The sequence below is a fragment of the Pseudomonas sp. PP3 genome (assembly GCF_905336995.1).
Lineage (GTDB): Bacteria > Pseudomonadota > Gammaproteobacteria > Pseudomonadales > Pseudomonadaceae > Aquipseudomonas > Aquipseudomonas reinekei.
This window is the reverse complement of the sequence record NZ_HG995459.1, coordinates 2,447,008-2,470,217: the sequence shown is the minus strand read 5'-3', so window position 1 is coordinate 2,470,217 and position 23,210 is coordinate 2,447,008. Positions and strand designations below refer to the sequence as shown.

Annotated in this window: 20 protein-coding genes; 6 read left to right on the top strand and 14 right to left on the bottom strand. The window is 59.1% G+C overall.

Translation table 11 applies throughout. The features are described from left to right. Positions 1-21: 21 nt before the first annotated feature. Both KHO07_RS11380 and KHO07_RS11375 read right to left on the bottom strand, forming a co-directional pair. Entirely contained in the window at positions 22-936 is a 915-nt protein-coding gene (locus tag KHO07_RS11380; protein ID WP_244858284.1) for an AEC family transporter, read from the bottom strand. A 123-nt stretch (positions 937-1,059) separates the two neighbouring features. Continuing rightward, complete coding sequence (locus KHO07_RS11375; protein ID WP_212627227.1) at positions 1,060-2,166, bottom strand: mandelate racemase/muconate lactonizing enzyme family protein; 1,107 nt, start codon at positions 2,164-2,166, stop codon at positions 1,060-1,062. A 259-nt stretch (positions 2,167-2,425) separates the two neighbouring features. On the opposite strand from KHO07_RS11375, the gene KHO07_RS11370 reads away from it, so the two are divergent. Then, complete coding sequence (locus KHO07_RS11370; RefSeq protein WP_212627226.1) at positions 2,426-3,160, top strand: FadR/GntR family transcriptional regulator; 735 nt, start codon at positions 2,426-2,428, stop codon at positions 3,158-3,160. Between the two features lie 68 nt (positions 3,161-3,228). On the opposite strand, the gene KHO07_RS11365 is transcribed toward KHO07_RS11370, so the two are convergent. The 3 genes from KHO07_RS11365 to KHO07_RS11355 form a co-directional block, all read right to left on the bottom strand. Beyond that, positions 3,229-4,320 carry an alkene reductase gene (locus tag KHO07_RS11365; RefSeq protein ID WP_212627225.1) on the bottom strand — a complete coding sequence of 364 codons (1,092 nt, stop codon included), beginning with the start codon at positions 4,318-4,320 and terminating at the stop codon, positions 3,229-3,231. Positions 4,321-4,348: 28 nt separating this feature from the next. Beyond that, positions 4,349-5,371, bottom strand: a complete 1,023-nt coding sequence (locus tag KHO07_RS11360; protein WP_212627224.1) for an LLM class oxidoreductase — start codon at positions 5,369-5,371, stop codon at positions 4,349-4,351. A 106-nt stretch (positions 5,372-5,477) separates the two neighbouring features. After that, the gene (locus tag KHO07_RS11355) at positions 5,478-6,386 is read right to left on the bottom strand and encodes a LysR family transcriptional regulator (RefSeq protein WP_150736314.1); all 909 of its coding nucleotides are present in this window, start codon (positions 6,384-6,386) and stop codon (positions 5,478-5,480) included. A 272-nt stretch (positions 6,387-6,658) separates the two neighbouring features. On the opposite strand from KHO07_RS11355, the gene KHO07_RS11350 reads away from it, so the two are divergent. The 5 genes from KHO07_RS11350 to KHO07_RS11330 all read left to right on the top strand — a co-directional run bounded on the left by KHO07_RS11350 (position 6,659) and on the right by KHO07_RS11330 (position 10,732). Continuing rightward, a complete protein-coding gene (locus KHO07_RS11350; RefSeq protein WP_244858283.1) occupies positions 6,659-6,949 on the top strand; it encodes an enoyl-CoA hydratase/isomerase family protein in 291 nt (96 codons plus the stop codon). Positions 6,950-7,190: 241 nt separating this feature from the next. Then, complete coding sequence (locus KHO07_RS11345; protein ID WP_212627223.1) at positions 7,191-8,222, top strand: NAD(P)-dependent alcohol dehydrogenase; 1,032 nt, start codon at positions 7,191-7,193, stop codon at positions 8,220-8,222. Between the two features lie 309 nt (positions 8,223-8,531). Then, positions 8,532-9,137: a flavodoxin family protein gene (locus KHO07_RS11340; protein WP_150736315.1), complete on the top strand. Its 606-nt coding sequence runs from the start codon at positions 8,532-8,534 to the stop codon at positions 9,135-9,137. Positions 9,138-9,154: 17 nt separating this feature from the next. After that, positions 9,155-9,802 carry a DsbA family oxidoreductase gene (locus tag KHO07_RS11335; protein WP_212627222.1) on the top strand — a complete coding sequence of 216 codons (648 nt, stop codon included), beginning with the start codon at positions 9,155-9,157 and terminating at the stop codon, positions 9,800-9,802. Positions 9,803-10,291: 489 nt separating this feature from the next. Beyond that, complete coding sequence (locus KHO07_RS11330; protein ID WP_212627221.1) at positions 10,292-10,732, top strand: DUF6130 family protein; 441 nt, start codon at positions 10,292-10,294, stop codon at positions 10,730-10,732. Positions 10,733-10,761: 29 nt separating this feature from the next. On the opposite strand, the gene KHO07_RS11325 is transcribed toward KHO07_RS11330, so the two are convergent. From KHO07_RS11325 to KHO07_RS11285, 9 genes are all read right to left on the bottom strand, one after another. Beyond that, positions 10,762-11,760, bottom strand: a complete 999-nt coding sequence (locus tag KHO07_RS11325; protein ID WP_212627220.1) for a 3-hydroxybutyryl-CoA dehydrogenase — start codon at positions 11,758-11,760, stop codon at positions 10,762-10,764. Beyond that, the gene (locus tag KHO07_RS11320; protein ID WP_150736319.1) at positions 11,760-12,866 is read right to left on the bottom strand and encodes an NAD/NADP-dependent octopine/nopaline dehydrogenase family protein; all 1,107 of its coding nucleotides are present in this window, start codon (positions 12,864-12,866) and stop codon (positions 11,760-11,762) included. Before KHO07_RS11320 ends, KHO07_RS11325 begins: the two co-directional genes overlap by 1 nt. A gap of 95 nt (positions 12,867-12,961) precedes the next feature. Next, entirely contained in the window at positions 12,962-13,936 is a 975-nt protein-coding gene (locus KHO07_RS11315; RefSeq protein WP_150736320.1) for an AraC family transcriptional regulator, read from the bottom strand. 85 nt (positions 13,937-14,021) lie between these two features. Then, positions 14,022-15,380 carry an MFS transporter gene (locus KHO07_RS11310; protein ID WP_150736321.1) on the bottom strand — a complete coding sequence of 453 codons (1,359 nt, stop codon included), beginning with the start codon at positions 15,378-15,380 and terminating at the stop codon, positions 14,022-14,024. Between the two features lie 147 nt (positions 15,381-15,527). Further along, positions 15,528-16,778, bottom strand: a complete 1,251-nt coding sequence (locus KHO07_RS11305; RefSeq protein ID WP_212627219.1) for an OprD family outer membrane porin — start codon at positions 16,776-16,778, stop codon at positions 15,528-15,530. 489 nt (positions 16,779-17,267) lie between these two features. Beyond that, positions 17,268-19,472 carry an OsmC domain/YcaO domain-containing protein gene (locus tag KHO07_RS11300; protein WP_212627218.1) on the bottom strand — a complete coding sequence of 735 codons (2,205 nt, stop codon included), beginning with the start codon at positions 19,470-19,472 and terminating at the stop codon, positions 17,268-17,270. 119 nt (positions 19,473-19,591) lie between these two features. Beyond that, positions 19,592-20,827, bottom strand: a complete 1,236-nt coding sequence (locus KHO07_RS11295) for a nucleoside permease (protein WP_150736324.1) — start codon at positions 20,825-20,827, stop codon at positions 19,592-19,594. Between the two features lie 46 nt (positions 20,828-20,873). Continuing rightward, positions 20,874-21,974 (bottom strand): sugar phosphate isomerase/epimerase family protein, encoded by a 1,101-nt coding sequence (locus tag KHO07_RS11290; protein ID WP_212627609.1) that lies wholly within the window; start codon positions 21,972-21,974, stop codon positions 20,874-20,876. Beyond that, positions 21,971-23,137, bottom strand: a complete 1,167-nt coding sequence (locus tag KHO07_RS11285; RefSeq protein WP_212627217.1) for a Gfo/Idh/MocA family oxidoreductase — start codon at positions 23,135-23,137, stop codon at positions 21,971-21,973. Before KHO07_RS11285 ends, KHO07_RS11290 begins: the two co-directional genes overlap by 4 nt. Positions 23,138-23,210 lie beyond the last annotated feature (73 nt).

Sequence of the window (23,210 nt, the reverse complement as noted above, 5' to 3'; positions counted from 1 at the left end):
CCCGCCATCCGCAACTCACAATCAAGCTGCGGCCAGTCCTCCATCAATCAGGTAGATCGCGAAAGAAAAAGTCACGATCGACAGTACCGTACTGACCAGGATGGAGGTCGCAGCTTCACTCTGATAGGCGCCGGTCTGGTTCGCGAACATCGCCGGGATGGTCGCCGACGGGAGCGCGCAAAGCAGGATCATCTGTTGGGCGTAAAGCCCATGGGTGCCCAGTACCACAGTGGCGGCGAACATCAACACCGGGTGAACGAGCAACTTGAGCCCAAGGTTGCCCCACACCTCACCCGACATTTTCAGTTTCTCGGACGACATGATCAGCCCCAGACACAGCAGGGAGACGCCAGGCGTTGCCTTGCCGAGAAGATTGAGTGACTCCGCAGCAATCGGCGGCAGCTTGACCTGCAGCAGTGAAATCAGAATGCCAAGGGCCGGTGCCCACATCAGCGGACGGCGTACCGCTCCCGACAGGCTCGACACGAACGCCTGGGTGCCGCTGCCCTTTCCATCGGCGATGGTCAGCAGCATGGTCGTCAGCGGAATCATCACCAGGCTCGCGACCAGGTTGAGCACCAGCACCGAATAAATGCTGCCGGCGCCGTACATCGTTGCGAGGATCGGGATGCCCATGAAGGCCGCGTCCGGGTAGCCGTTGACGAAGCCCTTGAGCGTTGCGACTTTTAGATTGCGCGTGGTGAACCAGCCGATTGCGAGCGCTATCGCGTACATGCCCATGATGCCGATGAACGTCGCCGCGACGAATTTGAAGTCGAGAAGCTGTTCACGAGGCGTGCTCGCCATCCCGACGAACAACAGTGCCGGGAAAATCCAGCCGAGTACCAACCGGCTGATCAGCAGGCTGTCCGAATGGGTCAGTCGTCCGCGTTTGCCGGCGATGTAGCCAAGCGCGATCACAAAGGCGACGGGCAAAATGGGTCCTACGATTCTGTCTAACATGTGCTCAATCCTCGTATTTATTTTTATCAAGAATGTGGTCGTGGCTGAACGAGGCCGACACGGCGGTGGCCGCGTGGGCATCGAACAAGTGGTCGATCAGGGTTTGAAGCGGTAGTCCCGAATGACGTCCTGGTCCGGCTCGATGCCAAGCCCGGGCCCTTGCGGTACATCGATGCGGCCGTTACGCGGAATAATGGCGTCGCCATAGAGCTGCGCTTCGAGGTCGAAGTAACGCCATTCGACCAGGGACTTCGCGCCGCCGAGGGCGGCACTGCCATGCACGGCGGCCAACAGGCCCGGGCCGTCATAAAAGGCGTGGACCATCACGGTGACGCCATGCGCATTGGCCAGCGCATAGACTTTTTGCAGTTCGGTAATGCCGCCCATCTTGGCCGGGCTAGGCTGGATGAAATCGACCGCGCCGGCTTCAAGCAGGTGCTGGAAGTCCATCAGCGTCGAAGCGTTCTCGCCGGCGGCAACCGGGATGCCACCGTGCTGGCGTACCCGCGCCAGGCCCGCGTAGTCTTCCGGCGGCCACACCGGTTCTTCGATCCAGCGCAGGTTCAACGGGCGCAGTTTCTCGGTCATATCCAGTGCTTCACGCACCGACCACGGGGCGTTGACGTCAAGGGTGATTTCCACGCCGGGGCCTGCGGCTTCGCAGGCGGCGCGGATCACATCGGCATTCACTTCATGCAGCTTGAGGTGACGGAAACCACTGTTGACCGCGCGCTGCACATTGACCCGAATCAGCTCAGGGTCGGCATAGCGGATCAAGCTTGCATAGGCCGACAGCGACGTAGCCTCGCTACCCCCCAGCAACTGGTAGATCGGCTTGCCGGCCGCTTTGCCGGCGATATCCCACAGCGCGATGTCAATCGCCGACAGGCCATAGATGAATGCGCCGCTGCGACCGAAGACGTGAAACTTCTTTTGCAGATCGCCCTGGAGTTTCTCGCGGCGCGTCACATCAGTGCCGATCAGTTCAGGCGCGAGGATCGTGTCGATCACGACTTTCACTGCCGGTATCGCGGTGAAGCCGAAGGTTTCGCCCCAGCCGACAATCCCCTCGTCGGTGGTGACTTTAACCACCAGGGAATCGACCATTTGCAGGTCTTTCGGGCCCCAGACCCCACCGGCCGACGGCCCGCCCGTAGTGAAGGGAATCCGAAGCGGAATGGTTTCGATGCTGGCAATTTTCATAGGACTTCGCCTCAAACAGGTTGCAGGGTTGGCGCGGCGATTTTCGATTCGCGCGAGCCAGGTTGAGGACAACGTACATGACGTCCTGTTGTCCTTCAACTGAACAACTGATGATTTCGGCATACTAACGCCTGAAAAATAGTCAACTCATTGTTTTTATTGATTTATATTTCTTATGTCGTCAATGAACTTTAGTTTCAACTGTTGGGAACAAGTCTTCTGATGTAGATTAAGAAGACAAGTGAAAGGGAGGAAAAGAATGAGTGAAATGAATGTGCAACCCGTGGCGCGGCGTCCTCATCTGGCCGAGCACATCGCCCGCTCGTTGAGCGACGAGATTGCTTCTGGCCGACTGCGTCCGGGAGACCGGTTGCCAACCGAGCAATTTCTCTCGCAAAACTTCGGCGTCAGCAGGAACGTCGTGCGCGAAGGAATTGCCACGCTTCGGGCTCAGGGCTTGATCCAGTCCCGTCAAGGCGTGGGCGTGTTCGTCTCGGCCGCGCCCCAATCGGCGGAACCTTCCCCCCAGCGCGAGCGCACGCCTTTGCTGGACGGTGACAATACGATTCGCAACATGTTCGAAGTGCGGGCCGTACTGGAAAGCCAGGCTGCCGCACTCGCAGCCTCGCACATGACGCCCCACAAGTTGAAAACGATCCAGGCTGCGGTCCTGAGAATGCAATACGAAGGCGAACCGACGCTGGACACGGTGAACGCCGACCTCGACTTCCATCGCGCCGTGGCCGCAGCGTCTGGCAATGACTATCTCGAGACGATGATTCGCACCGTGCTTGAACCGATGCGGGCCCTGATCACCATGAACTTCGCGCGACGGGGCCCGGTGTTCAGCAATATTCCGCATGCAGCACGCGGTGAGCATGAAGATCTCGTGCAGGCGTTGACTGACCGGAATGCAGCGGCGGCGCGTCAGATCATGGGGCAGCATATCGTCAGCGCAGCGTCACGGTTCGGCTACGAAATTGATTTTTTCTGATGTCGATTATTAGATGGCAGTTGTCTCGTTATCCTACAAGTGAGCTGCCACTCCCCTTGTGCGACCTTTCATGCTGGCTGCGTGTCTTGCGACGAGAAAGCAGGATAATCGATATAGCCTTGAGCCCCACCGCCGTAAAACGCTTCACGACCTGCTTCGGCCAATGGCCAGCCATGCCGCAAGCGATCGACCAGATCGGGGTTGGCAATGAAGGGTCGACCGAAAACCGCCAGGTCTGCCAACCCGTCATCGATGGCTTGTTGCGCGGTTAGATGGGTGAACCCGCCCGACAGTAGCAAGGTGCCGGAGTAAGCCCCGCGGATGGCTTTTTGAAACTCAGGCGTACCCAAGTGGCTGGCATGCAGATAAGCGATCTCGCGCTGGGACAGGGCTCCGGCCAATGCAAGCCACGTTGCCTCTTCTTCATCGAACGCGTGCAGATCAGCCAGTCGCGCAAAAGGCGACACGCGCACACCCACCTTCGAGCTGCCGATCTGCGCGCTTACGGCATCGACTGTCTCAAGCAGCAAACGCAGGCGATTGGCAATCGTGGCGCCACCGTAACGGTCTTCCCGGGTGTTGAAGCCGCCGTTGATGAACTGTTCAAACAGGTAGCCGTTACCCGCATGAATTTCGACGCCGTCAAAACCCGCGGTCATGGCATTTTTCGCGGCCATTCGAAAGTCTGCGATGACCTGCCGAATACCCTCGATATCCAAAGCAACGGGCGCGCTCACTGGCACCTGCGCAGGCTGACCTTCACTGTCATAAGCGTGTACCAACGTTTGCGCGGCAGCCACCGCCACAGGTGCGACCGGCGCCCGCCCCTCCAGCAAGGAGGAGTGAGAGACCCGCCCCACATGCCAGAGCTGAATGACAATGCGCCCCCCGGCATGATGAACCGCGTCAGTCACGCGCTTCCAGCCTTCAATCTGCGCGGCTGTGTGGATCCCCGGGGTGAAGAGGTAGCCCCGGCCCTGCGTCGACACCTGGGCGCTTTCGGTGATGATCAGGCCTGCTCCCGCACGCTGGGCATAGTAGATCGCCATATCCGCAGACGGCACGGTGTCCTTGACGCGGGCGCGGGTCATCGGCGCCATGACGATACGATTGGACAGTCGCTGCCCCGACAGATCGTAAGACTCAAAAAGAGATGACATGTAGCGATCCTCCAAGGGTGGGCCAAGCTCAAACATGCGACGGGAAGAGCGGCAAGATGTGCTCAGCGAGTTCGTCAAGAATCTCGCCGTAGGGTTGCCTGCTGACCTTGGGGTTGAGCGCGATATGCGAAATACCGGCAGCCTGTGCTTGCTCCAAGTAGTTACGCAGGCCATTACGCCCCGCCCGGAAGCCTCCCTGGATGCGCTGGAATGGCTGGTCCGGGTTGTCGCTGAGGTCGAAGTAGCCGCCGAGCCCTAATGGTTTGAAAGCGTTTCGCCCTTCGATTTCACGCACTTTGGCGTGCCAGCTCTCGCCCAACGACGCCAACCGCTCGGGGCTTTGCACGCCAGCCAGGTAGCCATCAAGGTGTTCAGCCAACCACTCGATGCTCTGCTGCGCCTGGCCGACAGCGATTGAAGGGACGCGTCCAAACGGCGCTTTCGGCACCAGGTCGAGGTTGCCGTATGAGCCACCGAATCGTTCGGAACGAAAGCGCGGAAAGTCCTGCTCAATCAGGGTGCGAAACACCGAGAAGGCATCGCGGTAGCGATCGCCACGGGTTTCATAATCGATACCCAGCATCGGGTAGTCGCTGTAACGATCACCCGAGGACAACCCCAACACCAGGCGTCCTTCGCTCAATTGATCCAGGGACGTCGCTTGCTTGGCCAGGTACATGGGCTCATGGGTAGGCAGTACGATGCCGGTGGTTCCCAGGACGATGCTGCGTGTGGCGGCGGCCAGGAAACCGATGTAAACCAGCGGCTCAAAGATGTGCGCCACATCGTTGTAATCCGGGTCGTAGAAAGGAATGTCACGCATCCACAGCGCGCCAAAACCAAGCGCCTCGGCGCGTTGCGCCATTTCCACGTGACCACGCATGGTCGGTGCCGCTCGGCCAGCATGGGTTTCGAGGGGCAAAATCAGGCCAACCGTCAGCGTCTGTGGTTGAAACAGGCGTTGAAAACCGGGGTGACGCTCAAGCAAAGGATCGGCGGTCGGTAAGGCGGCAGGTTGCACTTGCGGTGAGAGTTGGGTGGCGATAGGCATAATGGCAGTCTCGGTGAGTGACGATGACTGACATATTTATTGAATCCTCAAATCGGATAAATAACACCCACAGACCATCACCCGGTCCAATGAATCCCCAATATCCTCAGGTTTCCCAAGGCACTCCTGATTCCCAGCGCTCAATCAACAGATCAATAAACGCGCGGACACGCGGCGACAACTGACGCTTGCTCGGGTACACAACCCGTATGGGGTCGGGCGCTGCACGATAAGGTTTGAGTACTTCCACCAATGTCCCGTCGCGCAAATCGTTACCGGTGATATAGGTCGGCAAGTGAATCAGGCCAATGCCCGTCAGCGCCGCTTCGCGCATGGCTTCAGAACTGTCGATGTTCAGCCGCCCGGGTTGTTCATATAAATAAAGGCCGGTGGGTGTCTGGTAACGCCAGACACTGGCCTGGCCACTGATGAACGCAATGGTGTCGTGCCCCGCAAGATCTGCAGGTGTTTGCGGTACCCCGCAACGGGCCAGATAAGAGGGCGAGGCACACGTTGCGAACTGCTGCCAACCCACGGTTCTGGTCAGCAGTTGTGAATCGTCTTTTGGCGTGCCAATGCGGATGGCGATGTCGACTCCCTCTTCGACGAGGTCGACAAAGCGATCGGTGAACCAGACGTCCGCACGAAGTTCAGGCCACTGTTTCAGATAAGCATCCAGAATCGGCAAGATATGGCGCTGACCGAAGGAAAGGGGCGCTGTGAGTTTAAACGTGCCGGTCGGCCGTCCACGGCGCAAGGCCATGGTTGCATCCACCTCATCAAGATCTTCGAGAATTTGCTTCCAGCGTTCATAGGCGACCTGCCCCTCGTCAGTCAGGCTCAACTTGCGCGTCGTGCGATTCAGAAGCCGTGCTCCCATCCGACCTTCAAGACGAACGATACTTTTACCTACAGCCGATCGGGTCAGACCAAGGGAGGTAGCCGCGGAGGTAAAACTTCCAGCCTTCACGGCGCAGACAAAAGCAGCGATGTCCCCGAATCGGTTAGCTTCCATTGGTAGCTTTACTCCAGTGCATACTGACGTTTTAGAGGAACATACACCCCGAAAGACTGGTTTTTTGCCGCTGCCGGGCAATCACAATTATTACCTCTGCCCAGGCGCTAGTGCCACAGAATCCCAGGCAGTGTCGAATCAGGTTTTATCTCCTGCTGATTGGCCAATGAGCACCGGATTGTTGTTGTCGGCGATTTCATCCGTGTTTGTGACTTGCGAGCCAACCTGTCGCTGCTACGCTTGAGCATTCGGCGCTGCCGGCGCAAGGCGACATGTATCGCCCCCCTGGATCGCGGTGTTCCCGGATCTATCGAGCCACTTGCCAACTTCAGCCGCTGTCGATTCGCGGTCGCGCCACCGGCGTTGGCAGTGAGCTGGCACTGGCCAGCGACATGCGCTTTGCCAGCCGCGAGAAAGCCATCCTTTCGCAATGGGAAATCGGTGCGGCCCTTGTGCCCGAAGGCGGACCGATGGCGCGTCTGCCACAGCTGATGGGCCGTGGACGCCCACTGGAAGTGCTGCTGTCCGGCAACGACATCAATGGCGAACTCGCCGAGCGTTAAGGCTACGTCAACCGTGCCTTGCCCGATGCCGAATTCGACAAGTTCGTCGACACCATGGCCCGGCGCATCGCGCGGTTCGACAAGCAGTCGATTGCTGATAGCTGCGCCAGGAGGCGTATCTGCTGAATTTGCAAACGGCTGAGTGCGCAAAGCCCCGAAAAATCGCGGCTTTGCGTGTCGGCAACAGGAATCATCCCAGGCATCGGAGCCAAAACCCACTCTGCTGATTTGGAGGTCTCCAATGAGTAACAGTACCGAAATAACGTCCTTCACTGGCTGGGCCGCAACAGCGGCCGGCGCTCCACTGGAGAGCTACAGCTACGACCCTGGTCCATTGGGGGACGACGAGGTGGAAGTCTCAGTTGAATATTGTGGAGTCTGCCACTCCGACCAGTCGATGATCGATAATGAATGGGGCTTGAGCCAATACCCTTTTATCCCCGGTCATGAGGCGGTCGGCAGTATCGTCCGAATCGGTTCCCAGGTACGCAGTCTCGAATTAGGGCAACGAGTGGGGATTGGTTGGTACAAGGGCAGCTGCATGCATTGTTCATCGTGCATGGGTGGCTCGCATCACCTGTGCGGTACAGTCAAACCCACCATCATCGGCAGCAACGGTGGCTTCGCCGATCGCCTCCGCTCTCACTGGGCCTGGGCCGTGCCGCTACCGAAAGAACTCGACCCGGCCATGGCCGGACCGTTGTTCTGCGCAGGGTCGACGGTGTTCAATCCGCTCTTGCAGTTCAACGTCAAACCTACTGACCGGGTGGGTGTCGTCGGCATCGGAGGGCTCGGTCATCTTGCTCTACGCTTCCTCAACGCCTGGGGGTGCGAAGTCACCGCTTTTACATCGACGCTGGCCAAGCAAGACGAAGCCAAGCGACTGGGAGCACACAACGTAGTCGCCTCGACTGACAGTACTGCGCTGAATGCCATTGCCGGCACCCTGGATTTCCTGCTGATCAGTGCCAGTGCAGACCTCGACTGGCCGGCCATGCTGGGAACGCTGCGCGGCAAAGGTCGCCTGCACTTTGTCGGCATCGCCCCCAGCGCTATCCCCGTGCACGTCTTCAACCTGATTCCACAGCAAAAAAGCCTGTCCGGCTCGCCGATTGGCTCGCCCGGTAACACGGCGACTATGTTGGAATTCTGTGCCCGCCATCAGATCCTGCCGCAGGTAGAGATGTTTCCAATGAGCCAGGTCAACAAAGCCATCGACCATCTGCGCAGTGGCAAAGCTCGCTACCGCGTAGTGCTGGACGCAAGCAAGTGACCAAACGGCGCGTCGGCTAAAGCCGCACGCGCCGTCACTACCAGTGTTTGAACCCTTCCCCCGCTGCAGATCACCGCCTCGTCAATCACACCTTCGAATTCAACGGATTCGACCCGTAAAGTGTTGCACCCAACTAGTTCCACCATGTATCAACTGATATGTAAGATCACCCGTTTATCTAAAAACTCAACATAAATATAGTGCCCCCATCGTTCTCCAGAAACACGCCAGGATCAATTTTCCTTAAACAATCATCCGCCGCTGTTGGCTGGCCGGCAGAAGACGGGTATCAAAAAGTTGAGCACTCACATGACCACAAAAGTTGCTGTCATCTATCACAGTGGATATGGCCACACCGCCAATGTCGCCAAAGCTGTAGCCCGCGGTGCGGTCAGTGTTGAAGGCACACAGAGCCTGCTCGTACAGGTCGAAGATATTGACCAGCACTGGGACGCCCTGGAAAAGGTCGATGCCATCATCTTCGGCTCACCTACCTACATGGGTAGCGCATCGGCGCAGTTCAAAACCTTCATGGATGCCACCTCTCGCCACGTATTCGCCAAGGGCGGTGTCTGGGCTGACAAGGTTGCTGCGGGATTCACCAATGCGGCATCGCGTTCGGGCGACAAACTGGCAACGTTGCAGCAACTGAGCATTTTCGCTGCCCAGCACGCCATGCACTGGGTCAATCTCGGTCTGCCACCTGGACACAACAGCTCAACCACCACAGAAGAAATGCTCAACCGCGACAGCTACTTCATTGGTGTGGGTGCCCAGTCCAATTTCGATGAAGGACCGGATGTAGCCCCCAAAAATCCCGACATCCTGACCGCTGAGCACCTCGGCGCCCGTGTGGCACGCGTAGCCCGAGAGCTTGTAGAAGGCCGTCGCAGCCTCGCCCAACGATTGGTTTGAAAAGCAGAGGACTCGTTATGAGCACGCCTATCCGCATTGATTTCATTTCCGACGTTGTCTGCCCCTGGTGCGCAATCGGCCTGGGCGCCTTGGAACAAGCTATTGAGCGCCTGGCAGAAGAAGCCGTCGTCGAGATCAATTTCGAACCTTTCCAGTTGAACCCGAACATGCCTCAGGGTGGGCAAAACGCGGTCGTGCACATCATGCAGAAGTACGGAAGCAATGCCGCAGACATCGCGCGAGGCCAGAACAGTATTCGCGCTGGCGGTAATAGCGTTGGATTTCACTTTGATTTTGATAAAAGAACCCATTTTTACAACACGTTTGATGCGCATCGATTGATATTTTGGGCGGGTTTTGAGGGATTGCAGCGCCCACTTTCCCATGCGCTTTTTGCTGCTTACTTCACCGATGGCCAAGACATCAGTTCACACAAAGTGCTGGCCAGAATCGCGAGCAGTGTCGGTCTGTCTGAAGACCTGGCCAACGAGGTTCTTTCTTCAAATCTGTATGCCAACGAAGTACGTGAGCGAGAGTTCTTTTTTACCAGTCGCGGCATTCATTCCGTTCCTGTCATCGTACTCAATGGCCGTCAACTAATCACTGGCGCTCAAACGGCGGACTACTACGAGCAGTCGCTTCGAAAGATCGCTGCTGAAATTTGAGGCACATGTCGCAATCGTTACAGCCAAAAGCTTCGAAGATCACCCGGATCGCTCGCTTGCCAGGTCGCACAACAGAAAATTGACTCGAGGAGACACCACGTCAGGCGTAATCACGCTTCTGCCAGCTATTGAATCGCGATTTATCCTTTTTGGTCACCGCAGAACTCCACCTTACGCTGCGGTGACCGTTTTAGGTGTGCGGCTAATCAGCTCACCTCCCTCTACATTTTGAAGTCGGCATTGTCGACCTTCTCCCAAAAAGCAGAGAACGAGAAATGTGCACGCAGGCAAACGTTTCGGAAGGCAACTTTCTGAAATCACGCTTAGCGTGAACATGACAGGTTCAGCAGCAATCATCGCGCAATAGAAGCCAGGTGCAGTGTCTATTTGATCCTTGGTTTGTTGACCCCGCGATTCCGAGCACAATCTAACCCCGGGCAACACGTAGCTTGATCTAGGCTTAGATGACATCCCGCGGGAGTAACCCTCATGTCCCTCGCTCTCGGAAATCTGACGGCCATTACGTTGGCTGCGTTTTTTTGCTCAGCCGCGACTGGTCAAGCAGTCGACACCCACCCGCCGCCGGCGATTCTGCCCCTGGAATCCGAATCGGTACCAAGCCTCCTTGCCTATCCGCCGCTTGCCGAGCCGCTCGCGCGCGGTGTTGTCATCATCCAGTATCGAACGGAACACGCCAGGATCATGCCGGTATTCGGTAAAGCGGCGGCTGATGTATCACCTCGTCTGAGCCATCTTCACGTGACCGTCGACGACTGGAAAGGTACATGGGCGCACACCAGTGAAGACCCGATTATCCTGGTCGGACTGACACCCGGCCCTCACAAAGTGCTGCTTGAGATCGCCGACCCGACTCATAAAGTCCTCACCAGTACCACCGTGAGTTTTAACGTTCCGCCGAAGAAACCCTAGCGATCAGGGCCGGGTTCCCGGCCCTGAATTCACGCCTGCTTCAACGCGCTATCGAACGTCGGCGTCAACCCCGACAACTCCAGCTTGCGGACAAAATCGCCGAGACGCTGTTGTTTGTAGGCGTCCACGTCGAGGTCGCGGTAGTCGTAGAAGCCCTGGCCATCGCGCAGGCCGTTGCGGCCGTTTTGCATGTGGTCGGCAATGATCTGCGGCGACTCGAAGCGCGGAGACAGCGCGCCACTGAGGTAGCGCGAGGCGTAATGGAGGATGTCGCCGCCGCCCCAGTCGATGAACTCCAGCAGGCCCAGCACCGAGAAACGCAAACCAAAGCCGACGCGCACGGCGGTGTCGATGTCTTCCGCGCTGGCCACGCCCTCTTCCACCATTCGCGCGGCTTCGTTCATTGCCAGTGCCTGGATGCGCGGGACGATGTAGCCGGCCACGGCGTTGCACACCACAGGCACCTTGCCGATGCGCTTGAGCAGTTGCAGCAAGCGTTCGACCACGTGTGGGCAGGTCGCTTCGCTGCGGCTGACTTCTACCAGCGGCATCAAATATGCCGGATTCAGCCAGTGAGCGTTCACGAAGCGCTTCGGCTCACTGACCATTTCGCTCAACTCGGTGACCAGAAAGGTCGACGTGGTCGACGCGATGATGGTCGACGCCGGGACATGTTCGCTGACCCAGGCGAACGTCTGCTGCTTGACCCCGATGATTTCCGGCACGGCTTCGAACACCAGGTCGCACAGGCGCAGTGTCTCTGCAGCTTGGGACCGGGATTGCAGGGTCAAGCGCGATAGCGCGGTGTCCGCCTGTTCCAGCTGGAGCATGCCGAGACGGACCAGCATTTGCAGTTCGCTGCGGATGTTGTTGCGCACCCGCTCGAAGTAGCCTTGCCGCTGATCTTCGGCGCGATCCTTGATGTCGATGAGGGTGACTGGCAGGCCCGCATGGATGAACGCCAGGGCAATGCCCTCGCCCATCCGCCCGGCACCGACCACGCTGACGTGCGGCAACGCGGCGTTCATCAGTTGAAACCCTTGGTCAGCAGTTCGGTCATTTGCACCCGGTCGAGCCTGGCCAGGCCGAGGTTTTCCAGGGTACGGCCTTCGGCGAAGAGGTCTCGCCCGGCAACGACCGAGGCAATGCTCAGCAAACCCTGCGCCACCGGGGTCGGCACACCGGCCCAGCGGCCGACGGACACCAGGAAGGACAGGCCCAGGCGGGTGTCTTCGAGCATGTAGCGATGCGTTTGCAGGTCGATATCTTCGCGCCAGTCGCCGCTGTCGGTCAGCTTGCCGTGGGCGCCGCGACCGTACATCCACTCATCGCCTTCGCGGGTGTTGTAGTGGTCGGCCAAGGGGAAATGCGGCGCGCCATAGGTCAGCGCTTCGCGTACGGCCATGCGCTCGGCGTCGAGCTGGTTGGTTACGCGGCGGATCGACGGCTGGGTGCCTTCGTTGTGAATGTCCCAGGACTCGAAGTGCTCCAGGGGACCGGCGTTCATCATGATCAGCGGTGGGTGGATGATGGGGCCTGCGTTCATCAACGCACCGCTCAGGGCGTCTTCGATCGGCTCAACGCTCGGGTACGCCTCGCGCAACACCGCGAAGGCGTGCTCAGACAGGTTGCTGGGGAACACGCCGGTCGGCAGGCGGGTGGCGTAGCCACTGATCACCAGGTCGCTGGCACCATGCTTGCGCACCAGGTACGGCAGCGTGCCGGTTTCCGCGAAGGCGACTTTGCTGCCGTTGCCCGCATCGGCCATGGCTTTGGCGAACACATAGCTGCCGAACGTGCCCGGTGGCAGGAACACCACCTGGCCGTCGCGCAGGTGCGGCGCCACGTCTTTGGCCAGGGCTTCGTGGGAGGTCGACGGCAGCGGGATGAGCACCAGCTGCGCGTCGCTCAGGGCCTCGGCCAGGTTATCGGTCAACGACAGATTGTCGCCCGTTTTGCCGACGGACAGCTGGCGAGTGCCCTTGTAGTCCTTGATGGTCAGGCTGCCGATGGCCAGCAGCGCCTTGAGCGCGGCGCCGTCGCGACGCCAGAGGCGGGTTTGATGCCCCTTTTCAGCCATTTCGACAGCAGCGGCATAACAGCCGTGTCCACCACCCAACACTGTAATTTTCATGGAGCCACTCCTCTTGTAAGTGACTCGATGCTATCGAGCTGGGCGCCTGCGGACTCACCCGATTGCGCAGCCGGGTGACGGATTGCGCAGCAGCTTCAGTGCTTCTGTCGCCGCAGGGTGTCCGACGGCAAGCAGCCATAACGCTGCCGATAGGCGCTGGAAAAATGCCCGAAACTGTTGATGCCGTGACGCAACAGGATATCGGTGACGGTTTCACCGTCCCGGCCCTGCTTCAGCGATTCGTGGATCACCGCCAGGCGCCGGTCGCGGATGAACTCCACCGGCGCTTGCTGGAGAAATTGCTTGAAGCCGTTCTGCAAGGTGCGCACTGAAACGCCACACAGCTCGCTCAAGGTCGTCAGGCTGATCGGTTGGTCGAGGTGCGCCTCAATGTAGTCGCGGGCCTTCTTCACGTGATGCGGCAGCGGCGCGCGTGAGTCGATCAACAGATCCGCCGAGTAGTTGTGCGGCAACTGGGTGAGCAGCAATTGCATCAGGTATTCGGACAGGCCACTGGCCAGGCGCGAACCGTCGACGCCATCGCCGTAAAGCCGGCAGATGTAGTCCAGGGTGTGATAGAGGCTGACGACGCCGGCGCCGAGGTGGTCGACGCTGACATCAAAGATCACCGACTGCCGCAGGCTACGACCGAGCAGGCGTTGCAGTTGCGTCTCCAGGGCATCGCGGTCGACACGCAGGATCAGGTTGCGGCATTGCCCATCGGTAACGATGCGGCTTTGCGCGAAGGGCGAGGAAACGCTCAGGTAGCCCGACTGCATCGCCGCGCTCCGCCGGCCGTGGGCCACTTCGCAATGCCCCTGCAAGGTGATGCGAAACAGGTATTGATCGGCAATGTCGCCGATGGTGATCTCCACCGGCGCGCCATAGCGCAAGTCGAGCAGCGCCGAATCGCCGAAAAACACGCCGTTGAGCCGGGTGTGAATCGGCTCGTCACGCAGCACGTTGAAGCTGTGCGGGCACAGGTAGTGGCTGACCTTGTCCTTGATCTCACGGTAATCGGCCGAGCTCAGCAGACTGTGCCGTTCCAGCAGGTGTACGTCATTCAGCATCAAGGGTTCTCCTGGCCTGGAGCGCCAAGGCCCCGCTCCCTTCGAAAGGAGCGAGGCCGAGGCGCCGATCATGGACTATGCCCGATCAAGCGAGCGTCGGGTATTCCCGCGCATAGCTCTCGCGGAAACGCCGGCAACCCCGCCACAGTAGCAGCACGGTCAGCGCCGACGCACCGGCGATCACCAGCGACATCGACGACCCCACCGCCGCTGGCGTCCCGAAGTAACGGTCGGTCAACAGCGCCACCAGCGTGGTGCCCAGACCCAATCCCAACAGGTTGCTGATCAGCAGGAACACCGCCGAGACCTGCGCGCGCACCTGATTCGGCGCGAGGATTTGCATCGCCGCCGTGGACGCCGGCATCGGGAACGAGGCGAAGAACATCGCCGGCACCAACAGCGTCACCGACAGCCACAGCTGATCGACTTGCGAGAACATCACGGCCGGAACCGCCATGCCGAGGGCACCGATGACGCCGGTGCGCATGGCGGCGTCCTGATGACCTTTTTTCGCCAGATAATCGGTGAGCCAGCCACCGAACAGCACGCCGGTGGTGTTGGCCACCAACAGCACGGTGCCGAGCATGTAGCCCGCCTCCATCGGCGACAGGCCGAACTTGCGGATGTACAACGCCGGGCTCCAGCTCATCAGGCAGAACAGGGCCATGGCATAAAACGAAAAGCCCAGGTAATGGCAGGTAAAGGTGGCACGGTGGCGACCGAGAAAACGCAAGCCATCGCTCAACGAGACCTTCTTCGCCCGCCCCTGTGCATCGACCTGCAGGCCTTTGCGCGCAGGGTCACGCACGGTGAGCCAGATCAGCAAACCGACGACGATACCGGGCAGTCCGACAATGAAAAACGCCAACTGCCAGGCTTTCATCGCACCGAGAAACGCCACCTCGATGGTGTTCATGTCCTTGAGCATCGCGATCACATAACCGCCCACCAGGAACGCAAGACCACCCCCGACGAAGGAGCCGATCGAGTAGATGCCCACGGCGCGGCCGAGTTTTTCCTTGGGGAACATGTCGCTGAACATCGAGTAGGCCGACGGCGACAAAGCCGCTTCGCCGACGCCGACGCCAATGCGCGCGAGGAACATGTGCAGGAAGTTCTTGCTCAGGCCGCAGGCCGCTGTCGCCAGGCTCCAGAACACCACGCCGACGGCGATGATCTTCGGCCGGGAGAAACGGTCTGCCAGATAGGCAATAGGCATGCCCATGAAGGCGTAGAACAACGAAAAAGCCAACCCGTGCAGCAAGCTGAACTGGGTGTCGCTGATCTGCAAGTCGGCTTTGATCGGTTCGATCATCAGCGCCAGGATCTGCCGATCCACGAAGGAAAAGATGTAGGCGATCATGCACAGACCCACCACGTACCACTCGTAAAGGTAAGTCTTCTTCTGTTGCTGCAGGACCGCGTTATCGACCTGGATATTCACTAGTGTTTGCTCCTTTTGGAATCCGCTCATGCGCGCAGCGCACCGGGTGACGGTGCACTGGGCACCGACTGGGAAGTTGCGGGGCAGATGTAAAGGATGATGGGTTCGATCATGGTCAGGCCTCTTATTGTTATGGTGTAAGCACGCTTACCAGAACTTCCAGGTGTAGGTCGTGGCGACGCGGAATTCGTTGTAGTCGTAGCCGAATTTCTGTTTTACATCGATGTTGCGCAGGTCCAGCCCGAGGCCTTGCAGCGGTCCACTCTGCACTACGTAATTAAGCCCCAGGAAGCGTTCGCTTTCTTCGTTGTCGCTCAGGTTACCGCCACGGTCCCAGTTGGTGCCCTTGGTGTAGCGGGTGAAGAACTTCAGCCCCGGCATGCCCATCCCGGCAAAGTCATAGCTGTAGCGCGCCGACCAGGACTTTTCATCCGGGCGGACAAAGGCCAGCGACGACCAGTGCACCAGGTAAGGCTGCGGGATATAGCCATTCATGGTCGGGAACACGCTGTCACCGAGCATGCGCTGGTAACTGACGCCGAACATGTGAGCACCCTTGAGCAAACTGAACAAGGCACCGTAGGAGCGGTTGTCGACCTCGCCGTTTAGAGCATTGCCGTCTTCATTGTTATTGAAGTAGCGCAAGTCGGTTTTGAGTTTGTAGCCGTTGCCCAGGTCAGCCATATGCATCAGGCCGAAATAATGCTGCTGATAGATATCGTGCAGCACGCCGTAGAAATAACTGACTTGCAGGTTTTTGCTGATGTCGTAAGTCGCGCCGCCAAAATCCAGACCGTCACTGTCGAGATTATCGGTGGATCCAAACTTGTACAGCTTCTCGTGATTGGATGATTCCCGCGTCGCGGCAGACCAGAAACGGCCGCCGGTCAGCGTCAAACCGTCAACCTCCTTGGACTCGACCACAGCGCCCTGATAAATGGTATCCAGCTGACGGCTTGGGTCATCGAACGCCACCGGCAATTGCGGTCGAAGATCACCGACCTTCAACTCGGTCTTGCTGTAGCGCATCTTCAAGGTGGCACCGGCGCGGCTGTAGTCATCGGCTGTCTGCTGATCGCTCACGCTGTAGGGCAGCGAACCGTCGTTGCCCGACGAATCCAGGCGCAGGGCGTATTGCGCATCGACATCCAGGCCGATGGCCAACGCCGTGTCGGTGTAGCCGGAGGTGAATTGCGCATCGAAACCCTGGGACCAACTGTGCACTTCGGAATCCGGTGCATTGGTATTGGTGTAGTTACGGTGCAAGTAGAAGTTACGGGTATCCACTTTGAAGTGACTGTCATCAATGACATCGGCCTGTACCGCCAAAGGCGAACAGATCATCCCCAGCACGCCGGCAATACCCAGCCCGCAACAAGATTGCTTTACCTGATGCATCTAACATCTCCACATCTGTATGTGCTCTGGGCACTGTATTTATAGGAGCAGTGTCAAACTAAAAGTCGCCGGGAACTTGCGGGGCAGATAACTGCCACTTTCCGGCGCAATGCAGGGGGGATGCAGGGGACGTTTGAATCGCGCATTACCAAGGCCTCTTGTTGTTATGGGGTAAACCGCCAGACGGACTCAATGGAACAACCCGCAGCGACGACACGCCTCTTGTCTACGCAAGGTAAGTCAGTAGACGCCGCGCCGGTATTAAGACGAACAGCATCCGAAGGGGGGAAAACGCCAAGGCAGGTAAAGGTTTCCCTTAGTCGAACCGGGAGCGGAACGTCACGAGGGCGGGTGGCAAGTGCTGGAATCAGCGTGTTGCAAGCGAGGCAATGACCCCGGTCGAGGCAAAAAAAGGGTGACAGAGCGCGTCGGGTTGCGGCTTGTCAAAAACGACAAAAGCACCCGAAGGTGCTTTTGTCGTCAGTGCGATTAACGGGAGACAGACGTCACATTGGCCCGCGCCGCGTGCAGCTTTTTGTAGCTGTCGATCAGGCGCTGGTGACGGTCGAGCCCCTCGAGCTTCATGCTGGTAGGCGTCAACCCGTAGAAGCGCACGGTGCTCTCCACCGAGCCGATGGCGGCGTCCATCCGCTCGTTGCCGAACATCCGGCGGAAGTTGGCTTCGTAGTCTTCCAGCTCCAGGTCTTCGTCCAGCTTCATCTCCAGCAGCACATTCACAGCCTGGTAGAACAAGCCGCGTTCGACCGTGTTGTCGTTGTACTGCAGGAACATCTCCACCGCCTCTTTCGCCTCTTCAAATTTTTGCAGGGCGAGATAAATCAGCAGCTTCAACTCCAGAATCGTCAACTGCCCCCACGCGGTGTTGTCGTCGAATTCGATGCCGATCAGCGTAGTGATGTCGGTGTAGTCATCCAGTTCGCTGTCTTCCAGGCGCTTGACCAGTGCTTTCAGGCCGGCCTTGTCCAGGCTGTGCAGGTTCAGAATGTCAGCGCGGAAAAACAGGGCTTTGTTGGTGTTATCCCAAATCAGATCGTCGTGCGGGTAAATTTCCGAATAATCCGGCACCAGAATCCGGCAGGCGGTGGCACCGATGTGTTCATACACCGCCATGTACGCTTCCTTGCCCATGTTTTCGAGAATGCCGAACAGGGTTGCGGCTTCCTCGGCATTGGAGTTTTCACCCTGACCGGAGAAGTCCCACTCGACGAATTCGTAGTCGGAGCTGGCACTGAAGAAGCGCCATGACACCACGCCGCTGGAATCGATGAAGTGCTCGACGAAATTGTTCGGCTCGGTCACCGCGTGGCCTTCAAACGTCGGCTGAGGCAGATCGTTCAGGCCTTCGAAGCTGCGGCCCTGGAGCAGCTCCGTAAGGCTGCGTTCCAGCGCCACTTCCAGGCTCGGGTGGGCGCCAAACGAGGCAAACACGCCACCGGTACGCGGGTTCATCAAGGTGACACACATCACCGGGAATTCACCCCCCAGGGACGCATCCTTGACCAGCACCGGGAAGCCTTGCTCCTCCAGCGCCTGAATCCCGGCGAGGATCCCCGGGTACTTCGCCAGCACGTCGGCCGGCACATCCGGCAGGGCGAACTCGCCTTCGATGATTTCGCGTTTCACCGCGCGCTCGAAGATTTCCGACAGGCACTGCACCTGCGCTTCGGCCAGGGTATTGCCGGCACTCATGCCGTTGCTCAGGAACAGGTTTTCGATCAGGTTGGACGGGAAGTACACCACCTCGCCGTCCGACTGGCGCACAAACGGCAGCGAAACAATGCCGCGCTCTTCATTGCCCGAGTTGGTGTCGTACAGGTGCGAGCCACGCAACTCGCCATCGCGGTTGTAAATCTTCAGGCAATAGTCATCGAGGATTTCGGTCGGCAGCTCATCTTTCGGGCCAGGCTGGAACCAGCGCTCGTCCGGGTAATGCACGAACGCTGCGTTGGCGAGTTCCTCACCCCAGAACTGATCGTTGTAGAAGAAATTGCAGTTCAAGCGTTCGATGAATTCGCCCAGCGCCGACGCCAACGCGCCTTCTTTGGTCGCGCCCTTGCCATTGGTAAAACACATCGGCGAGTGCGCATCGCGGATATGCAGCGACCACACATTGGGAACGATGTTGCGCCACGAAGCGATTTCGATCTTCATGCCCAGGCCGGCCAGAATGCCCGACATGTTGGCGATGGTCTGCTCCAGCGGCAGATCCTTGCCGGCGATGTAAGTGCCCGCCTCTGACATCGAAGAGGGCATCAACAATGCCTGGGCATCGGCGTCGAGGTTTTCCACCTCTTCAATCACGAACTCAGGCCCCGCCTGCACCACCTTCTTCACCGTGCAACGGTCGATGGAACGCAAAATGCCCTGGCGGTCCTTGTCGGAGATATCCGCTGGCAACTCGACCTGAATCTTGAAGATCTGGTTGTAGCGGTTTTCCGGGTCAACGATGTTGTTCTGCGACAGGCGGATATTGTCGGTGGGAATGTTGCGGGTCTGGCAGTACAACTTCACAAAGTAAGCCGCACACAACGCCGACGAAGCCAGGAAGTAGTCGAATGGACCCGGTGCCGACCCATCGCCCTTGTAGCGAATGGGTTGATCGGCCACCACGGTGAAGTCATCGAACTTGGCTTCAAGTCGAAGGTTGTCGAGAAAATTGACCTTGATTTCCATGCGGGATTACCAGAATACGAGCTAAACGAATGGCCGCCATTATCCGGCTTTTCCGCCGCAAGTCTTGTGCTTTTCGGTAATGGCCGCAGCGCGCTGCGAAAGCGCTGCGGCGAAGGGCATCAACCCGACGTTTGCACCACCGTCGCTTCCCGGCCCTTGAACGCCAGGGAGAAACAGAAAAAGATCGCCAGGGCAAAACCTGCCGGGAACAGCCAGATGTGCTTCCAGTCGTGGCTGCCTGCGGTGGTCGCATAGTGATCGGTGACCTGCCCCGCCACCCAGAAACCGATCAGCATGCCGAGGCCGTAGGTAGCCAATGTAATCAGGCCCTGGGCCGAACTTCTGAACCGTTCCGAGGCTTTGGCGTCGGTGTAGATTTGCCCCGAGACGAAGAAGAAGTCGTAGCAGATGCCGTGCAAAGCGATGCCGGTGAACAGCATGAAGGCCAGGTCGCCGTTATTGCCGTAGGCAAACAACAGGTAGCGCAACGCCCACGCCAACATGCCCACCAACAGCGCAAGCTTGATGCCGAAGCGATGGATGAACAGCGGCAAAAGCAGCATGAACAGCACTTCGGACACTTGCCCGATGGCCATCTTCGCCGTGGGGTTGGTCACGCCGATTTCCGCGAGGAACGGGTTGGCATTCTGGTAGTAAAAAGCCAGTGGGATGCAGATCAGAATCGAGGCGATGAAGAACACCAGATAGCTGCGATCCTTGAGCAGACCCAGCGCGTCCAGCCCGAGCATTTGCTTGAACCCGACACGCCCCGCTTCCGGCTTCAATGGCGCGGTGCGCGGCAAGGTGAAGCTGTAGAGCCCCAACAGCAGCGAGGCGATGGCCGACATCAGGAACGTATTGCGCAAGCCGCCGGAAGAAATCGCCGCTTGCGAATCCCAGGCGAACACAAAACTGATCACCACACCGGCCACGATCCAGCCGATCGTGCCCCACACGCGTATGCGCGAAAACTCCAGCGCCGGGTCGCTCATCTGGCGGAACGCGACCGAGTTCACCAGGGCCAGGGTCGGCATGTAGATCATCATGTAGGCCAGCACATACGGGTAAAACGTGCTGAAGTCCGGCGCGCGATACAGCTGAAACAGCAACACCGCGCCGATCAGATGCAGCACCGCGAGGATGCGCTCGGCATTGAAGAAACGGTCGGCAATCAGCCCAATCACAAAGGGCGCGATGATCGCCCCCCAGGACTGGGTCGAAAACGCCATGCCGATCTGCCCGCCCGTGGCGCCCAGATTGCTGGCAAGGAAGGTACCGAGGGTGACGAACCAGCCACCCCAGATAAAGAACTGCAGAAACATCATTGCGCTGAGTCGCGCATTCATCAAAGTCATAACAGTCACCGTCTTATTGTTGTTTTTTAGCAGCAAGGGACCCGCATCAAGCGTCGGGCAACCCCAGCAATCGCCGGTTGAAACGTTCATCAGCAGACACACCGGCGAAATCGTCGAAGGCCTTGCGCGTCCTGGTGATCATGTGTCGCTCGATGAACGCCGCACCTTCCGCAGCACCCTGCGCGGAATCTTTCAGGCAGCATTCCCACTCGAGCACGGCCCAACCGGAAAAGTCGTATTGGGTCAGTTTGCTGAAGATCGATTTGAAATCGATCTGGCCATCGCCCAACGAGCGGAAACGCCCTGGCCGTTCGACCCAGCCTTGATAACCGCCGTAGACACCGGAACGGGCATCGGGGCGGAACTCGGCGTCCTTGACGTGGAACATACGGATGCGGTCGTGGTAACGGTCGATGAACCCCAGATAATCCATTTGCTGCAACAGCAGGTGGCTCGGGTCGTAAAGGATCGCGGCGCGGGGATGGTGATTGACCGCCTCGAGAAAACGCTCGAACGATGCGCCGTCATGCAGGTCTTCGCCGGGGTGAATCTCGTAGCACAGGTCGACACCCGCGGCTTCGAAGCAGTCGAGGATCGGCAACCAGCGCTTGGCCAGTTCGGCGAAACCTTGCTCGACCAGACCGGCCGGACGCTGCGGCCACGGGTACATGTACGGCCACAGCAGTGCGCCGGAAAACGTCGCGTGCGCCTTCAAGCCCAGGCGCTGACTGGCGCGTGCAGCCAGTTTCAACTGATCAATGGCCCAGGCGGTGCGCGCCTCGGGCTGGCCGCGCAGATGCTCCGGCGCGAAGTCATCGAACAGCGTGTCGAACGCCGGGTGCACCGCCACCAGTTGGCCTTGCAGGTGAGTCGACAGTTCACTGATCTCGACACCCGCCGCGGCGCATACCGCTTTCAATTCGTCGCAGTAACTCTGGCTTTCGGCGGCACGTGCGAGGTCGATGAACTGCGTTCCCGACGTCGGCAACTGGATGCCCTTGTAGCCCTGGGAGGCCGCCCATTGGGCGATATTGGCCAAGGTATCGAACGGGGCCTCGGCAGACATGAACTGCGCGAGGAAAATCCCCGGGCCGCGCAGCCCGGCTGAGATTTCGGAGGGAGTGGTCACGGAAGTCTCCAGGGTCATGGGGTGCAGACCAGTTCGGTCCATTTGCTGTCGCCGCGATGGTTGGCGATAACGGTTTCGATGAACGCCATGCCACGCAAACCGATGTTGATGCCGGGCACACCGGGGGCATCATGGCCGGCAACCTCGCCACGAATCGCATTGGCAAAGTCGCCATAAAGATTGGCCATGGCTTCGAGATACCCTTCGGGGTGCCCGGCGGGCAGGCGCATGCGCTGGCTGGCGGCTTCGCACAACCATGGCTGGCCGACACCGGAGCGCAGGATACGCAACGGCTGATCAAGGGCGCGATGGACCAGGCTGGCGGGTTCTTCCTGCCGCCATTCCAGGCCGCCCTTGTCGCCGTAGACCCGGATTTTCAGCGGGTTCTCTTCACCCGCGCAGACTTGACTGGCGATCAGCACACCACTGGCGCCATCGGCCATCTTGAACAGCATCGAGGCGTCATCGTCCAACTGCCGGCCTTCGATGTGCACGCCCAGCATCGCGCACAGGTGCTGGATGGGTTGGTCGGCGACAAACTCGGCCAGGGAAAAGGCATGGGTGCCGATATCGCCGATGCATCCGCCCACCCCGGACTGCTCCGGCAGATCACGCCAGGCAGCCTGCTTGTTGCCCTGCGCGGCCACGTCCTGGCTCAGCCAGCCTTGGGGGTACTCGACAATCACCTTGCGCACCGCACCGATCACCCCGCTGCGCACCATCTCCCGCGCTTGCCAGACCATCGGATAGCCCAGGTAAGTGTGGGCCAGGCCATAGAGACGATTGCTGCGAGAGACGACGTCCTTGAGCGCCAGCAGTTCGGCCAGATTCAACGCCGCTGGCTTTTCGCTGAACACGTGAAAACCCGCACTCAGTGCCTGGCTGGCCACCGGTGCGTGCAGGTGATTGGGGGTGACGATGACCACCAGTTCCATGCGCTGCCCAGCGGGCAAGGCGCGCTCGGATTCGATCATCTGCCGCCAGTCGCTGTAGCAGCGTGACGCCGACAGGCCCAGTGCCGCGCCAGTACTTTGGTTGTTTTCGGCATCGCGGCTGAACGCACCGCACACCAGTTCAAAGCGCCCATCGAGCCCGGCGGCCTGACGATGAGCCTTGGCGATAAAGGCCCCTTCACCGCCTCCGACAAAACCCATTCTTATTTTTGGCACGGCAGCGTTCATTGCAATTGTTCCCTGATTAAAGCGGATTTCAGGTTGGAATCCGGCCATGATGTAACCGGTTACATCATGGCGG

What these genes read in the sequence shown, in the direction of transcription:
- KHO07_RS11375 (WP_212627227.1), bottom strand. Translation starts at nt 2,166, where the DNA reads ATGAAAATTGCCAGCATCGAAACCATTCCGCTTCGGATTCCCTTCACT.
- KHO07_RS11370 (WP_212627226.1), top strand. Translation starts at nt 2,426, where the DNA reads ATGAGTGAAATGAATGTGCAACCCGTGGCGCGGCGTCCTCATCTGGCC.
- KHO07_RS11365 (WP_212627225.1), bottom strand. Translation starts at nt 4,320, where the DNA reads ATGTCATCTCTTTTTGAGTCTTACGATCTGTCGGGGCAGCGACTGTCC.
- KHO07_RS11360 (WP_212627224.1), bottom strand. Translation starts at nt 5,371, where the DNA reads ATGCCTATCGCCACCCAACTCTCACCGCAAGTGCAACCTGCCGCCTTA.
- KHO07_RS11355 (WP_150736314.1), bottom strand. Translation starts at nt 6,386, where the DNA reads ATGGAAGCTAACCGATTCGGGGACATCGCTGCTTTTGTCTGCGCCGTG.
- KHO07_RS11350 (WP_244858283.1), top strand. Translation starts at nt 6,659, where the DNA reads ATGTATCGCCCCCCTGGATCGCGGTGTTCCCGGATCTATCGAGCCACT.
- KHO07_RS11345 (WP_212627223.1), top strand. Translation starts at nt 7,191, where the DNA reads ATGAGTAACAGTACCGAAATAACGTCCTTCACTGGCTGGGCCGCAACA.
- KHO07_RS11340 (WP_150736315.1), top strand. Translation starts at nt 8,532, where the DNA reads ATGACCACAAAAGTTGCTGTCATCTATCACAGTGGATATGGCCACACC.
- KHO07_RS11335 (WP_212627222.1), top strand. Translation starts at nt 9,155, where the DNA reads ATGAGCACGCCTATCCGCATTGATTTCATTTCCGACGTTGTCTGCCCC.
- KHO07_RS11330 (WP_212627221.1), top strand. Translation starts at nt 10,292, where the DNA reads ATGTCCCTCGCTCTCGGAAATCTGACGGCCATTACGTTGGCTGCGTTT.
- KHO07_RS11325 (WP_212627220.1), bottom strand. Translation starts at nt 11,760, where the DNA reads ATGAACGCCGCGTTGCCGCACGTCAGCGTGGTCGGTGCCGGGCGGATG.
- KHO07_RS11320 (WP_150736319.1), bottom strand. Translation starts at nt 12,866, where the DNA reads ATGAAAATTACAGTGTTGGGTGGTGGACACGGCTGTTATGCCGCTGCT.
- KHO07_RS11315 (WP_150736320.1), bottom strand. Translation starts at nt 13,936, where the DNA reads ATGCTGAATGACGTACACCTGCTGGAACGGCACAGTCTGCTGAGCTCG.
- KHO07_RS11305 (WP_212627219.1), bottom strand. Translation starts at nt 16,778, where the DNA reads ATGCATCAGGTAAAGCAATCTTGTTGCGGGCTGGGTATTGCCGGCGTG.
- KHO07_RS11300 (WP_212627218.1), bottom strand. Translation starts at nt 19,472, where the DNA reads ATGGAAATCAAGGTCAATTTTCTCGACAACCTTCGACTTGAAGCCAAG.
- KHO07_RS11295 (WP_150736324.1), bottom strand. Translation starts at nt 20,827, where the DNA reads ATGACTTTGATGAATGCGCGACTCAGCGCAATGATGTTTCTGCAGTTC.
- KHO07_RS11290 (WP_212627609.1), bottom strand. Translation starts at nt 21,974, where the DNA reads ATGACCCTGGAGACTTCCGTGACCACTCCCTCCGAAATCTCAGCCGGG.
- KHO07_RS11285 (WP_212627217.1), bottom strand. Translation starts at nt 23,137, where the DNA reads ATGAACGCTGCCGTGCCAAAAATAAGAATGGGTTTTGTCGGAGGCGGT.